Raw genomic sequence first — 14128 nt, forward strand, 5'->3', positions numbered from 1 at the left:
GCCCCCTCATGTTTCTGCGCCGCCATTCCATTCTCGCTCTCGCCGCATTGCCCCTTCTGGCCCTCGCTGCCAGTCCGCAGCCGGAGGAGCAGGGTTTTGTCCCCATGTTCAATGCCGATGATCTCAAAGGCTGGGTGAATGCCAACTGCGCCCCGGAGACCTGGAGCATCAAGGACGGCGTCATCGCCTGCACCGGCCTGCCCACGGGCGCGCTGCGCACGGAAAAGCAGTATGAAAACTTCATCCTTGAGGCCGAGTGGCGGCACCTCAGCGAGGCAGGGAACTCCGGCATCTTTGTCTGGGGCACCCCCATCAGCGCACCCGGTGTGCCTTTCCTTCGCGGCATCGAGGTCCAGGTCCTGGATCACGGCTACATGAAAAAAGCCGACCCTAAAAAGCCCAAGTGGTTCACCACCCATGGCGATGTCTTCCCCATCCACGGTGCCACCATGGACCCGCATGGCGAGAGCAACGGCAAACGCAGCTTTCCCAGCGAGGAGCGCAGCAAACCAAACCCCGAGTGGAACCACTACCGCATCGAGGCCAACAACGGTCGCCTCACCCTGGCCGTGAATGGCAAAGTCGTCAGCGGTGGGGATAACTGCAACTATCGCAAAGGTTACCTCGCCCTGGAATCCGAAGGGGCTCCGGTGGAATTCCGCAACGTCCGCATCAAAGAACTCCCTTCCACCAATGCTACCCCAGAAATGACCGCTCCGCTGGACCAGGGTTGGAAGGCCCTCTACACTGGTGTGGATTTCCGCGGCTGGAAAGTCCCTGCGGCGGCTTCTGCCAAGTGGACCACTGCCGATTGGCAGATCAAACTGGGCGCTGGCCCCATCGGCCCAGCCCTCCGGACCGAGCAGGAGTACGGCGACTGCGAAGTCATCGTTGATGTAAACCTCCCGAAAGGGGCCGACCTCACGCAGCCAGTCGCTGGCCTTTGCGTGCGCGGCAGTGAAAAGCCTCTGGTCCAGTTTGGCCAAGGCCAGGCCCCCATCGTCCTCGGGGCCGACAAGGTCAAAGCCGGCCAGTGGTACCGCATCAAAGCCACACTCAAAGGCAACACAGCCAAAGTCCTCATCACCGAGGCCCAAGAAGCCAACCCCCAGACCTTCGAAGCCACTGTGGACATGGACGCAGAAGGCAGCCTCGGCCTCGCCGACTTCGGCAAAGCCACCAGCTACGCCAATGTCTTTGTGCGGGAATTGACGGCATCGGAAAAGGCTCCGTAGCGTGACGGGGATTTCTCCAGATAAGTGACGGCCTAGAGCGATTCGATTGGGTGCGCCGACCATCGCACTAGTGGTTACCGAATGCCCCCCTCGCCGTGCTGCCAGACTACTTCAAAGCCCCCCCATCACGGCACCGCTTTGTCACCATCTCTGATCCCAAAGCCCGTTGGGATTACATGGCGCTGTGGCAACGAGGTAAAACACCTAGTTCTATTACAACGTTGGTGAATGCGCTGAAAGAGCCGGTGGTGGAATTTTCGGCTTAGAGGTATCGGGTGATGGGCTAATTCACACCGTATTCAGAGGCGCTTGGACATCGCGAAATTAGGAGCGAGATGGCCTATAATCACATTTGATCGAGCTTCTGTGACGATGAACCCCCGTGACTCGAAGAATTCCTTCGCCGTCAGGCTGACATCAGCCGTCAGTTCGGAGAGGTTCATCTCGACCGCCTCGGATTCAATTCTCGCGAGCATCTTGGAGCCAACTCCTTGTCCTTGGAAATCAGGACTCACGTAAAAACAGTCCACGAAGCCATCCTCTTCGAGTTCTGCCATTCCCACAATTCGATCTTCGATGATCGCCACGAAAGGATTCTTCTGAATGCAACGCTGGCGCCACTCCCTCATGTCCTGATGTGCCGGAGCCCATCGGTTGAGCAGATCGGCATGATAATCGCGCGAATTGGATTCGTGGGTCGCCCGGAAATAAACGTCCCAGATGGCGCTCTCATCACCGGGTTGGTATCGTCGAATCATCATGCAGCGGTTGGTGTCTTCTTGAGAGAAGGTTGTACTGTTTGCCTGGCATGAATGGCATCTTATCTAAACGCGAACGCGCTCTCGAATCCGTGAATAGAGCTGCACGAACTGGCCGGAAGTCTCTTCGATTCTAACTACCACGGCCAAGGGGATTAAACCTGAATTCATCCACCGTGCACGGATCGGGACTGAAACTACCAGGGTATAGTCATTCGTGCTCAAGCTCTCAACATGACGATTCCACTCGAATACATCTCGTTGAAGAGCACCTACACTCCTCCTATTAATACCGCTGATACCCTGAAATGGAGTCATGCTCTGTGAAGGTTTTACATTTTCTTCACCTTCCTCCAGCTGGTGTTGTGCCATAATTTCATCGGGAGAATTATCGCCTTCATATAGCCAAAACTTCAGTTCTGTTCCAAGATATTCTGTCACGCCCCATTTTTGAACTGGGGGTGCAGACGCGACAGTAACCGTGATTCGTTTCTTGGTAGGTCCGACAATACTGATTTCCGAAGGGATATGGAGCTTGAATATTACAGTCGAATCAGCCTCCACTTCTCCCTGCCAGTAGAGAACAACGGAATGCCCTTCGCACAATAAAGCCCGATCACTATTGGGACGGCCAAAGCCGGCCAAAGCCAGAACATCATTAGCTCCAATACCATCAGGAATATTAATGTCCCAAACCGATGATGCCACAAAAGCGCGAAGCAATGGGTTGCTTGGGTGAATCCCGAGCGACTTCAAATCACGTAAAATTTTAGCGACATGAAAAGCAGTTCGAGGTGCTGCAAAGCTTGTACCATGATTGCGACACAATGCTGGAGTTAATTGGTTGCTGGCAACCACGACATTAGTACCCATGTTCTGCGCAAAAAATCCACTACTTAAATGTTGGACTAAACTGCCCCCATACTCCACCAGGTCCGGTTTAACTGAATTACCAAATCCAGGGCCTGACCGCGTGAATGGAGATGGTTGATCGATTTGAGCGATTATGCCATAATCTGCCCCTTGAATATGGGCAGAGTTTGCTATCGAACCACTTGCAATTGCTAAAACGGCGGGACCTGGGTCGTGTAACTTAGCAAGTGGATGGAGCAGATACTTCGGGTAGCCTGTATTATTATTATCACTAAGCTCCTGCGCTTCTGAAGCCGTAATGTTTCCTGTTATTGTGCAAAAAATCACATCATATTCTCTACTCAGCTGATCAATCGTGCGCGCAATCCATGCACTTCTAGCCACCTGTCGGCGTGTGGCCCGACTCCAGATATGACCTATCATTTGGAAAGCCAAAACGAAAATCCGGACGCCTTTAGGCTGATACTTCTCAACGATTTCACGTAGAATATTCGACAACAGCCAAGCCTGATTCCTGCGATCTTGTGCCAGATCGTCATGGGCAGGAATGTCCAATTCACCCTGATCCGTCATAATTCGGGCACTAACAATCCAAGCCTCCGCAACATTAGATCCACCTTCATCAATGGCCAAATTATAATATGAGGCCAGTGAAGCGACACCTGACCCATGATTATATGGATCCTCAGTCGGTGACGCCCCATAGACCCACGATCTGCTTTCATCAGCCTTTACAACAGCGCGCAGGAACGGATTTCCAGCCGCAACGCCACTATCAATCACACAGATAGTCTCGTCAGTTTCCTGAGGCGGACTCATACTGACCTTATCTACACTGAATTTTTCAAAGACCTCTTTAAACGTCTGAAATTTTGGTCGCAGATCGAAATGAGTTATAAGTCTCCACCATTTTCCATGTTCTACTAACTCCTGCAACTTTTCACCAGTGCTCCAGAGCATTAGTTTCGCCCCATCCTCTTGGAAGTCGCAGTCATAAACCGCCCCATGAACACCAGCAAGCGTCCGCCGAATTTCCGAAATAGTATCTTGAACTTCTCTGGTGCGCGATTTTTTTAATATCGCCTGACTGGAAACCTCAATTTCATAGATGACATGTTCTTGGGTGATTAAATCTCTGTAGCTTTGATGGAAAACATCAGAAAGCCGTTCCTTGGGATCTGCAATTTCAATCTTCTGAACTTTGGTTAGGACCCCAGGAGATTGAAGTATAGCTTTATTCTCTCCATCCTCTAATTGTTGAGCACGGTTGCCCAGCTTAACTAACTCCGTATCTCTGGGGGCAACTAGACTTTCGTTGTCTCCAGGTTGTCCTACGAAGCAGAGGTCCGTGCCAGCCAAATCTTTAGAAGTAAGGTAACGGTCATGCTGGAGTTTCAAAATAACAGCTCTCCGCTGCTCAAGTGAGAGGGTCCGAATGGCTTCCTTAACCGCTGTGACTTCTTGAATTAATCGTCTTGCTATCGCACGACGTTGCTCCGCAGGAATAGGAATGTATTTCGCAAAAGATTGCCGTTGTTGTCTACGGCGTCGAGTTTGAGGGGAGGAAAGCGGTAACGGCGGAAGTTCAGGGTTCATCTTGAATGGGGCTTCTTCCGCCGCATAGCGGCTGAAACTTTGTTTTGAAGGCGTCCCGAAGCAGCCGCAATTTCTGAAGCGGGGATCGAATCTCTTTCATTTAAAATAGAACTCTTCGCGACTTCAAAAACCGCACGTTCCAGCTCAGCGTATGAACGTCCCGCCAAATTTTTCGCCACTGTTGGAAGACTTCCTTTTAGCTTAAGCCCGCTTGTCAGGTGACGAAGGAGTTTCAAACGCTCAGTCAGTGAAGGTAATGGAAACTCCACAACATCGTCAAAACGACGCCAAAGGGCCTCGTCAAATAGATGCGTATGATTAGACGCTAGAATTACAATGCTGTGTCTAGATGTGCATGCATCTAAGCCTTGGAGCAACGCATTCACAACTCTTCTCATCTCACCCACATCGTTTTCAGCATCTCGTGACTTGGCAATCGCATCGGCTTCGTCTAGTAGCAAAACCATCGGCGTCTGATCCGCCATTTGCAATACACGCTGAAGATTTGCGCCAGTTTCGCCTACATAACTACTAATTAAACTTGCAAGCCGAACAATACCACAGGGCAAACCCAGTTCGGCCGCAAGCCATTGAGCTGTTGCTGTCTTTCCGCAGCCTGGAGGCCCCCAAAAAAGTAGTTTTCTGCGTGGCGACAAGCCAGCCTCCGCAAGCTTATCTGATGCGCGGAATTCTAACAACACCTCATCCACCGATTTCTGAGTCTGTTCAGGAAACACAAGGGTTCGTTTCCTCATCTGAGGTAAAAAAGAAATAAGGCCGGGGCTTTGTCGTGTAAGGACAGAAACAGAAACGTTAGTCGACTGACCAGACCGTATATCTCCAGCTTTGCTGCTCACAGGTCTCAGTGCTTCACGGAGAGTTCTGGCTTCACTTGCCCGATTTTGCACTGATAACGAGCGAATGATAGCCTCGGTATTACGACGAAAAGCATCATCATCGCGTCCCGCATAGGAAATGATCATGCCACGCAAATTATCGACGAGTTCAGTCAGGGCCATTTTGCTAGTTTTATAAGCCAAATTTCGCGAAGCCGCAAGCTCGTCGCAGTATTACCACAGCAGATGAAAGGTCTTCAAACGGTATTGGCTGTTCGATTCAGAACTCACCCCACGACCAACGCATACCTGTCGCCGCGTTCTTCCAGTTCCACGGGGGCGCCGTAGATTTCGCTGAGGGATTCGCTGGTGAGGATGTCGGCTTTTTCGCCTTGGCTGTGGACTTGGCCATTCTTTAAAAGCAGGACGTGGGTGAGGCAGGGGAGGATTTCTTCCACATGGTGGGTGACCATGACGAGGGAGGGGGACTCGGGCCAGGTGGCGATTTCGGCCATCCATTGGAGAAAATGCTCGCGGGCGACGGGGTCGAGGCCGGCGCAGGGCTCGTCCAGGATGAGGACGGTGAACTGGGCCATGAGGGCGCGGCAGATGAGGACTTTTTGGCGCTCGCCCTGGGAGAGGGTGCCCCAGAGGCTTTTCCGCAGGTGCGGGCTGCCGGTGGCCTTGAGCAGGGTGGCGGCCTGGCGCTGCCAGGCGGCGGGCGGGGCCTGCCAGAGGTTCAGTTTCGCCTCGCGCCCGCTGGCGATGACGTTGATGACGGGCTCGCCGGGCTCGATGAAGGTGGTGAGGGTGTTGGTGACGAGGCCGACGCGCTTGCGCACCTCACGCCAGTCGCTGTTGCCGAACTGGTCCTCGCCGATCTGGATGTCGCCGCTGGTGGCGGGTTCGTAGCCCGTGATGAGATTGATGAGGGAGGTCTTGCCACAGCCGTTCGGCCCCAGGACGCACCAGTGCTGGCCAGCCTGGACCTCCCAGTCGATGCCTTTGAGAATGCGGCGGCCGCCACGGACGAAAGTGGCTTTTTGAACACGTAAGACGGAGGACATGAGCGGAGTCTGTAGCGCGGCAATCCGCAGGCTGCAAAGCGCAACGCAAGATTGAAGATCCGGCCATCCTGGTGCAAGGTGGCACGCGGGCTGCGCGTATTTTCCACCTCGATCAGCGTATTTTCCAGACGTTGAGAGTAGCCCGCTGCTTCATCGAACCCCCCCTCAGATGACTTCCCAGACTCCATTTTTCCTCCGGCTCCTCGGCGGCAGTTTCGCCGTCGCTGGTTCTTTGGCCGCTGCTGCCGACACCTTCCCGCCGGAGCAGATCGAATTTTTTGAGAAAAGCGTTCGACCAGTGCTGGCGGAAAATTGCTACAACTGCCACGGCAGCCACAAGCACGAAAACGGCCTCCGCATGGATCTGCGCAGCGCCATCCTGCGCGGCAGTGACTACGGCAAAGTGGTGGAACCGGGCAACCCGGCTGCCTCCAAAATGATCAAGGCCATCAACCACGCAGCCGGCGTGGAGGCCATGCCGAAAAAGGGCGACAAGCTGAAGGCGGCCGACATCGCTGCCCTGGAAAAATGGGTGCAGATGGGCCTGCCCTGGCCGGAAGAGAAAGAAGTGGCCCATGGGGCAGCGAAGGCAGATCCCATGCAGCACTGGGCCTTCCAGCCCGTGAAAAAACCTGCGGGTACGGTAGATGCGATGGTGGCCACCAAACTCAAAGCAGCGGGACTCGACTTTGCCCCGGCTGCGGACGCCGCCACGCTGTGCCGCCGCATCCACGTCACCCTCACCGGTTTGCAGCCTACTTATGAGGAGGTGAAGGCCTTTGAACAGGCCTCCGCCAAAAATGCCCAGGCCGCCACGGATGCTCTGGTGGGCAGGCTTCTCGCCTCCCCTGCCTACGGCGAGCGCTGGGCACGGGTGTGGCTGGATGTGGCCCGTTATGCCGATACCGATGGCTACCAAGTCGCGGGTAAAAACAACCGCTACCCTTATGCCTACACCTACCGGGACTGGGTGGTAAAGTCGCTGAATGACGACATGCCGTATGACAAGTTTTTGATGTATCAGCTCGCGGCGGATAAGATGGTGCCTGCGGGCCAAAATGATCCCCATCTCGCGGCGCTTGCCTACCTGAATGTGGGGGACCGCTTCATCAGCAATAAGGACTTGCAGACCGATGACCGCATCGACGCCGTGACGCGCGGCATGCTGGGCCTAACCGTCGGTTGCGCACGCTGCCACGATCACAAATTTGATCCCATCCCCGCCCGCGACTACTACGCACTCTACTCCATCTTCAACAGCAGCGAAGAGCCTGCCAATGAAGCCATGCCCATCATCGGCAAAGCCGCCAATGAGGCCGACATCAAGGACTATGATGCCAAGGTGGCTGCCATCACCAAAGAGGAATTGGACTTCAAAAAACAGGTCTATGATGAGATCCGCCATCCAGAGCGCATCACCGAGTACCTGGCCTTTGCGCAGGAAGCCGCGACCATTAAAGATCGCAACACGCTGAAGGGTCGTGCAGGCCAGCTCAAGCTGCGCGACAAAGTGGCCGATCAATGGGGAGACTTCCTCAAGCGTCACGCCCTGAAGGACAAGCCACATCCGGTGATGATCGCGTGGAAAGAATTCGCTGACCTCCCTGCGGATCAGTTTGCCGCCAAGGCGCCTGCCGTCGTCGCGGCCATGATCAAACCCGAGCGTGGCCTGAACGCCGTACCACGGAATGAATTGGCCAAGCGCCCAGCACCCAAAAACTTCAACGAAGTGGCCGCGCTGTATGCAGACATCTTCAACACCTGCCTCGCGGGCAAAGAGCCGGATAATGCGGACTGGAAGCAAGTGCGTGAGATCCTCCAGACAGCCCCCAGCCCCATGTCTGTTCCGCTGGATCAGGCCCAGGTCTTCTTCACTCGCAAAGACCTCACTCAGATGGTCAAGACCTCCAATGCACGAGTGAAATTGGAGACTGAACACCCTGGTGCCCCACCGCGTGCCATGGTCATGCTGGATAAACCCAAACCTGCCGACGTGAGCATCTTCATCCGTGGCAATCCGAGCCGCCGAGGCGCGGTGGCCCCACGCGGCTGGCTGACCATGTTTGGCGGCGAGATTTTCAAGGAAGGCAGCGGCCGCCTGGAACTGGCGCAGAAAATCACTAGCAAGGACAATCCCCTCACCGCCCGCGTCATCGTGAACCGCGTGTGGGCCCAGCATTTTGGCAAACCTTTGGTTGGGCAGACCAGTGACTTCGGCGTGCAGACGGACAAACCCGTGCAGCAGGACGTTTTGGACTACCTCGCCGCCACTTTCATGGAAGAAGGCTGGAGCCTCAAAAAACTGCACCAGCGCATCCTCAGCAGCCGCACTTACCAGCAGGCTGCTAAAGTCAGCCCTGAAAAAAATCTCAAGGATGCGGACAATGAACTCCTCAGCCGTCAGAACCGCCAGCGCCTGGACTATGAGTCCATGCGCGATGCCATGTTGCAGGTGGCTGGGGATCTAAATCCGTCTAAGATCGGGGGGCGCGCCCTGGAACTCAAGGACAAGGAGGCCGACAGCCGCCGCAGCCTCTACCTTTTGGTGGACCGGTATGAGCAGGCCACCGTGCCTGCCATGTTCGACTTCGCCAATCCGGACAACCACAGCCCCATCCGGTACGTCACCACCGTGCCGCAGCAGGCCCTGTTCCTGATGAACAGCCCTTTCATGCAGCAGCGCTCCACCAAGCTAGCCGCTGCCACACCCGTGAAAGGCAGCACCGTGGATTCAGAATCGGTGCAAGCCCTCTACCACCGCGTGCTGCGCCGGGATGCGCGCCCGGAGGAAGTGGAGATGGCGCAGCGCTTTTGCAATGACGCGGACGGCCTCAGCCGCCGAGCTGCTGCCTTTGTCTGGCGTTACGGCTGGGGCCAGGTGGAAAAAGATGCCGCCACGGGCAAGGTCAGCCTGGGTGGGTTTGAGCCCCTGCCCCACTACGGTAAGGTCGGCCAGAGCACCTTCCGCTGGACGCCTGAGAAGGTGCATCCTTCCAAGGAATTTGGCCACCTCTACATCGGCGCAGGCAATGGCCACCCGGGCCACTCCTGGCCATCGGTCATGCAGTGGACTTCCCCCTTTGAGGGCCAGAAAATCCGCATCAGCGGTGTCATCAAACGCGCCAGTGAAAGAGGCAACGGTGTGCGTGTCTGGATCATCTCGAGCCGCGCTGGGAAAATCCGTGAGGAGCTGATCAAACCCGCCAGCAGCGTGGACATCACCGCCGACCTGGAAGTCAGCCAGGATGAGGTCCTTAGCTTTGTCGTCGAATCCGAAAACAAAAACACCGACAGCGACAGCTACACCTGGGCACCCAAGATCGAACTTGTGGAGGCCGATGGCCACCTGAGCCCCATCACCCGTGCCGATACTGACTTCTGCGGTCCCGAAGGCTGGCCGATCAACCGCGCGAAAGCCCAGACTCCTCTGGCCCAGCTTGCTCAGGTGCTCATGATGTCCAATGAGTTCCAATTTGTGGATTGATTTCGTATTCTATTTCTCACTCACACCCAAACCCGGAGGTCCTCATGTCCATCGCCCACATTCGTGAACAGATCGCAGAACTCAGCTATGAAGAGCGTCTGGAGCTTTCCGAGTGGCTGCAGATCACGACCGCCGCCGAGGACGAAGACGAAGCAGAAGCCGCTGAACTGGCTCTGGCCGAGCAGCGGTCTGAAGAGCTTAAAACAGGGAAAGCCAGCCTGTTGAGTGAAGAAGAATTTTGGGCTGGCGTCCAACAAGCCAAACTGCAACGACGGGTTTCATGAAAGTAGCTTATCACGAAGCCGCAAAGACCGACTATGACGAGATCTTAACCTATCTTGAAAGCATTTCAGAACGTGTCGCAGATCAGTTTGAAAAAGAATTCCAGCAAACACTGACCAAGGCCAGAACTAACCCTTATCACTTTCCTCCGTTAACCAACAGTTCAGACAAACGACGTGCTAATATCAAGAGATACAATCACCACTTCATCTACGAAGTGAACGAAATCGCTGATGAAATTCGCATCCTGATTATCAAACACGACAAACGCCACCCTTCCCACGGTCTGAACCGTTCTTAGCCTCAAATTTAATTGTTCCCCCCATGTCTCATCACGCCCCCAATCTCGAACATCACTTCCTCACACGCAGGCAGCTCCTCGGTCGTCTTGGCATGGGCCTGGGGTCCATGGCCTTGGGAGATCTCATGGGCGCTGGCAAGGCCCAGGCCGCACTGAATGCCACTAACCCCTTCGGTGTGCGCCAGCCGCACTTCGAGCCAACCGCGAAGCGGGTGATCCACTTCTTCATGAATGGCGGCCCTTCGCAGGTGGATACGTTCGATCCTAAGCCCATGCTGGATAAGTATGATGGCAAGGCCCTGCCGAACATGTCGCTCAAGACCGAGCGCCCGACGGGTGCGGGCCTGAAGTCCCCCTTCAAGTTTCAAAAGTATGGCCAGTGCGGCCTGGAAGTCAGTGATATCTTCTCCCGGACGGCTCAGTTTGCAGATGACCTCTGCGTCATCCGCTCCATGCAGGCCGACGTGCCTAACCATGAGCCTTCCCTGGGCCTCATGAACACCGGCGATGGCCGCCTGCACCGCCCCAGCTTCGGCTCTTGGGTGACGTATGGTCTAGGCTCTGAAAATGAAAACCTGCCCGGCTACATCTCCATGTGCCCGAAAGGCATGCCCACGCGTCGTACCAAAAACTGGCAGTCCGCCTTCCTCCCCAGCATTTACCAAGGCACCTACATCAATACCGAGAACACGGATGTGGATAAGCTGGTCGAGTTCATCAAGAACACTTCCCTCGACATGAAGCAGCAGCGTCGCCAGTTGGACCTGCTTTATGAGATGAATCACAATCACCTCATCCAGCGTGACAAAGATCAGCAGCTTGATGCCCGCATCCAGAGCTACGAACTCGCCTATCGCATGCAGATGGAGGCGACCGATGCCTTCGACATCAGCAAGGAGCCTGAGCACATCCGCAAGGCCTATGGTGAAAATGATTTTGGTCGCCAAACCCTCATCGCCCGCCGCCTCCTGGAACGTGGCGTGCGTTTCATCCAGCTCTGGACAGGAGCAGGCCAGCCCTGGGATAGCCATGACGAAATCCTCGATCACGCCCGCCTGGCCAAAGATGTGGATGGAGCCATCGCCGCCTTCATGGCCGACATGAAGCAGCGCGGCCTCTTTGACGACACACTCATGATCTGGGGCGGTGAATTTGGCCGCACACCTGCCGTGGAGCTGCCTACTCCAGGCTCAAACGCTGGCAAACAGCGCGGTCGCGACCACAACCATTACGGCTTCACCAACTGGCTGGCTGGTGGTGGTGTCAAAGGTGGTTATACCCATGGCGCAACGGACGAATTCGGCTTTGCTGCGGTGGAAAAACCTGTTCACGTGCATGAACTGCACGCCACCCTGCTACGCACGCTTGGGTTTGATCACTCCAAGTTCACCTTCAAGTATGCAGGCCTCGACTTCCGTCTCACGGGTGTCGAAGACTGCAAAATCGTACCGGAATTGCTCGCCTGAGATTCAGATCTCCGCCAGTGATGAGGTATGAGTGAACCCCTCCATGCTGAAGCCGAAGTGGCCGCCCTGCGGCACGAAGTGAATGAGTTGCGCCATGTGGTCAAACTCATGTGGACTCTCCTGGTCCTCTTCCTCGGCTACATCAGCTTCCGAGCCTGCACTTCCATCTACCAGTTTGAAATCATCTTTGAAAACATGCTGGGAGACAAAAATAAACTCCCAGACCTAACCAAAAACTTGATCAAATGGAGTCGCGCTGGCGATGGGCTAGCTGCCCCAGGCTCGGTGCTTCTATTGGTGGGTTTGAGCCTCATCGTCCCCTGGTCACTGAAAAGTATTCGCGCCTCCGTTTGGCTGTCCTTCATCTGCGCTGGTTTGCTGGTGATTCACACCGCCCTCTGCTGGGCAGGCACTTTTGCTCCGCTCATCACCGTCATCAAAGGCCTATCGGGCGGCAGTGATTTTTGATTTAGAGCCCCAGCATTTGCAGCATCTTGGCTTTGGAAATCGCCCCCGACTCACGCGCCACTTCACGGCCATCCTTGAAAGCAATGAAAGTGGGAATGCTGCGGATGCCGTGACTGGCGGCCAGGTCACTTTCCGCGTCCACATCGAGCCGTACCACCTTCGCACGGCCCGCCACTTCGCGGGACAAATCCTCCACCACCGGGCCCACGCTGCGACAGGGGCCACACCAGTCCGCATAAAACTCCACCAGCACAGGCATCGTGGCGTTTTTCACCTCAGGAAGGGTGGAGTATGCTGTTCCCTGGGAACTCAGTGGCTCTGCCATGTCCAGGACGATCCAGGCACACCAAGCGATGGCAGCCCCTGCGATCCAAAGTCCGATGTTGGATGACTTCATCAGAAAGTGTCCGGCATGTTTCTCAGATGCCAATGATTTTTCGCGAGCAGTCAGCTCATCATCGCAGGCTGGCCAGTGCTTTCTAACACGGCGTGCCACAGCTCACTGTGAGGATCTACCTTGCGGCGGCCATGAGTCACCATGTCTAGCGGCAGATGCACAAAGGCATTGTGCCAGCGCCCAACCAGCATTGAGGTTTTGCCCGCCATTGCCGCATGAACAGCCGATTGCGCCAAGCGTGAGCAATAGACATTGTCCTGCGGATTCGCCGGCACGCTGCGGACGATGTAACTGGGGTCGATGTACTTCAGATTCACTTCCGTGCGCCGGTCCTTGAAGAACGCATTGATCTGATCCTTGAGATACAAACCAATGTCTCCATAGCGTTTGTTGCCGCTCGCATCGGTGGCCCCATCTCCCTGGAAGAGTTCCTGCCCCGCCCCTTCCGCCACCACGATGACCGCGCTGCCCCGTTTCGCCACGCGATAGCGCAAGGCCTCAAGCAGTCCAGAGGTCCCCTCCATGGTAAAGCTCACTTCGGGAATCAGTACAAAGTCCACATTGCTGCCCGCCAGGGCCGCATAACAAGCAATGAAACCACTGTCGCGCCCCATCAGCTTCAGCAAGCCAATGCCATTGACTGCGCCACAGGCCTCGGTGTAGGCACATTTGACGGCATTCACCGCCTCGGCAAAAGCAGTCTCGAAACCAAAGCTCTTGTCCAGGTACATGATGTCGTTATCAATGGTCTTGGGGATGCCCACGATGGCCTTTCGCAGACCGCGCCGGGCGATCTCCTTGGCAATCTCTGAAGCCCCCCGCAAGGTGCCATCTCCACCGATGACAAAGAGGATGTCCACGGACATATCCTCCAGCGTGTCCACCATGTCGCCGATCGGCTGCTGGCCGCGCGAACTGCCCAGAATCGTGCCGCCAAAGTTATGGATCTGGGCCACCGATTCGGGTCTCAGCATGATGGGCGTGTGGCCATAGCGCTGCACCAGTCCTTCGTAACCATAACGGAAACCATAGACCCGGTTGATGCCATACTGCCGGTAGCACTGGTTCACAATGCCACGGATGATGTCATTGAGCCCTGGGCACAGGCCGCCACACGTGACAATGCCCACGGTCGTGCGCGGAGGATCAAAGAAAATCTGCTCACGCGGCCCTGCTTCCTCAAAGCTCAGCGCGCTGTTCGGTTGCTGCAGACCCTGCACCGTATTGGTGTAGAGGATGCGGTCAGCCTCGGTCTTATAGGGCACCTGAACACTGCCGATCTGATGCAGCGGCGAGTGAAACTGGCAGGGACCAAGAGAGGAAATGTCAACATTCAGCATGGGCAGTCAATAGAGAGCACATCGG

The 14128-nt window shown here is 55.6% G+C and carries 12 protein-coding genes; 6 read left to right on the forward strand and 6 right to left on the reverse strand.

The genetic code is table 11. The features are described from left to right. The first annotated feature begins 8 nt into the window (after positions 1-8). Complete coding sequence (locus ABEB25_RS18355; protein ID WP_345737887.1) at positions 9-1235, forward strand: 3-keto-alpha-glucoside-1,2-lyase-like domain-containing protein; 1227 nt, start codon at positions 9-11, stop codon at positions 1233-1235. Between the two features lie 299 nt (positions 1236-1534). Here the strand turns inward: ABEB25_RS18355 and ABEB25_RS18360 are convergent, their stop codons facing one another. The 4 genes from ABEB25_RS18360 to ABEB25_RS18375 form a co-directional block, all read right to left on the reverse strand. Then, on the reverse strand, positions 1535-1996 hold the full coding sequence (locus ABEB25_RS18360; RefSeq protein ID WP_345737888.1) for a GNAT family N-acetyltransferase: 462 nt from the start codon (positions 1994-1996) through the stop codon (positions 1535-1537). 63 nt (positions 1997-2059) lie between these two features. Beyond that, the gene (locus ABEB25_RS18365; protein ID WP_345737889.1) at positions 2060-4462 is read right to left on the reverse strand and encodes a S8 family peptidase; all 2403 of its coding nucleotides are present in this window, start codon (positions 4460-4462) and stop codon (positions 2060-2062) included. Then, entirely contained in the window at positions 4459-5445 is a 987-nt protein-coding gene (locus ABEB25_RS18370) for an AAA family ATPase (protein WP_345737890.1), read from the reverse strand. Before ABEB25_RS18370 ends, ABEB25_RS18365 begins: the two co-directional genes overlap by 4 nt. A 140-nt stretch (positions 5446-5585) precedes the next feature. Then, positions 5586-6365 (reverse strand): ABC transporter ATP-binding protein, encoded by a 780-nt coding sequence (locus tag ABEB25_RS18375; RefSeq protein ID WP_345737891.1) that lies wholly within the window; start codon positions 6363-6365, stop codon positions 5586-5588. A gap of 169 nt (positions 6366-6534) precedes the next feature. On the opposite strand from ABEB25_RS18375, the gene ABEB25_RS18380 reads away from it, so the two are divergent. Genes ABEB25_RS18380 through ABEB25_RS18400 form a run of 5 tightly spaced genes read left to right on the forward strand, consistent with a single transcriptional unit; the run spans position 6535 to position 12366 of the window. Then, positions 6535-9849, forward strand: a complete 3315-nt coding sequence (locus tag ABEB25_RS18380) for a PSD1 and planctomycete cytochrome C domain-containing protein (protein ID WP_345737892.1) — start codon at positions 6535-6537, stop codon at positions 9847-9849. Between the two features lie 44 nt (positions 9850-9893). Further along, the gene (locus tag ABEB25_RS18385) at positions 9894-10133 is read left to right on the forward strand and encodes a hypothetical protein (RefSeq protein WP_345737894.1); all 240 of its coding nucleotides are present in this window, start codon (positions 9894-9896) and stop codon (positions 10131-10133) included. After that, complete coding sequence (locus ABEB25_RS18390) at positions 10130-10432, forward strand: type II toxin-antitoxin system RelE/ParE family toxin (RefSeq protein WP_345737895.1); 303 nt, start codon at positions 10130-10132, stop codon at positions 10430-10432. Before ABEB25_RS18385 ends, ABEB25_RS18390 begins: the two co-directional genes overlap by 4 nt. A 23-nt stretch (positions 10433-10455) precedes the next feature. After that, entirely contained in the window at positions 10456-11898 is a 1443-nt protein-coding gene (locus ABEB25_RS18395) for a DUF1501 domain-containing protein (protein ID WP_345737896.1), read from the forward strand. 27 nt (positions 11899-11925) lie between these two features. Next, positions 11926-12366 carry a hypothetical protein gene (locus tag ABEB25_RS18400; protein WP_345737897.1) on the forward strand — a complete coding sequence of 147 codons (441 nt, stop codon included), beginning with the start codon at positions 11926-11928 and terminating at the stop codon, positions 12364-12366. A gap of 1 nt (position 12367) precedes the next feature. Here ABEB25_RS18400 and trxA read toward each other — a convergent pair whose 3' ends face one another. Continuing rightward, a complete protein-coding gene (gene trxA / locus ABEB25_RS18405; RefSeq protein ID WP_345737898.1) occupies positions 12368-12763 on the reverse strand; it encodes a thioredoxin in 396 nt (131 codons plus the stop codon). A 50-nt stretch (positions 12764-12813) separates the two neighbouring features. Then, positions 12814-14103: an ATP-dependent 6-phosphofructokinase gene (locus tag ABEB25_RS18410; protein ID WP_345737899.1), complete on the reverse strand. Its 1290-nt coding sequence runs from the start codon at positions 14101-14103 to the stop codon at positions 12814-12816. Positions 14104-14128 lie beyond the last annotated feature (25 nt).

This window comes from Prosthecobacter algae, from assembly GCF_039542385.1.
GTDB classification, from domain to species: domain Bacteria; phylum Verrucomicrobiota; class Verrucomicrobiia; order Verrucomicrobiales; family Verrucomicrobiaceae; genus Prosthecobacter; species Prosthecobacter algae.

Coding starts and splice junctions, on each gene's coding strand:
- ABEB25_RS18355 (WP_345737887.1), top strand. CDS start 9: ATGTTTCTGCGCCGCCATTCCATTCTCGCTCTCGCCGCATTGCCCCTT.
- ABEB25_RS18375 (WP_345737891.1), bottom strand. CDS start 6,365: ATGTCCTCCGTCTTACGTGTTCAAAAAGCCACTTTCGTCCGTGGCGGC.
- ABEB25_RS18365 (WP_345737889.1), bottom strand. CDS start 4,462: ATGAACCCTGAACTTCCGCCGTTACCGCTTTCCTCCCCTCAAACTCGA.
- ABEB25_RS18360 (WP_345737888.1), bottom strand. CDS start 1,996: ATGATGATTCGACGATACCAACCCGGTGATGAGAGCGCCATCTGGGAC.
- ABEB25_RS18385 (WP_345737894.1), top strand. CDS start 9,894: ATGTCCATCGCCCACATTCGTGAACAGATCGCAGAACTCAGCTATGAA.
- ABEB25_RS18410 (WP_345737899.1), bottom strand. CDS start 14,103: ATGCTGAATGTTGACATTTCCTCTCTTGGTCCCTGCCAGTTTCACTCG.
- ABEB25_RS18380 (WP_345737892.1), top strand. CDS start 6,535: ATGACTTCCCAGACTCCATTTTTCCTCCGGCTCCTCGGCGGCAGTTTC.
- ABEB25_RS18400 (WP_345737897.1), top strand. CDS start 11,926: ATGAGTGAACCCCTCCATGCTGAAGCCGAAGTGGCCGCCCTGCGGCAC.
- ABEB25_RS18395 (WP_345737896.1), top strand. CDS start 10,456: ATGTCTCATCACGCCCCCAATCTCGAACATCACTTCCTCACACGCAGG.
- ABEB25_RS18370 (WP_345737890.1), bottom strand. CDS start 5,445: ATGATCATTTCCTATGCGGGACGCGATGATGATGCTTTTCGTCGTAAT.
- trxA (WP_345737898.1), bottom strand. CDS start 12,763: ATGAAGTCATCCAACATCGGACTTTGGATCGCAGGGGCTGCCATCGCT.
- ABEB25_RS18390 (WP_345737895.1), top strand. CDS start 10,130: ATGAAAGTAGCTTATCACGAAGCCGCAAAGACCGACTATGACGAGATC.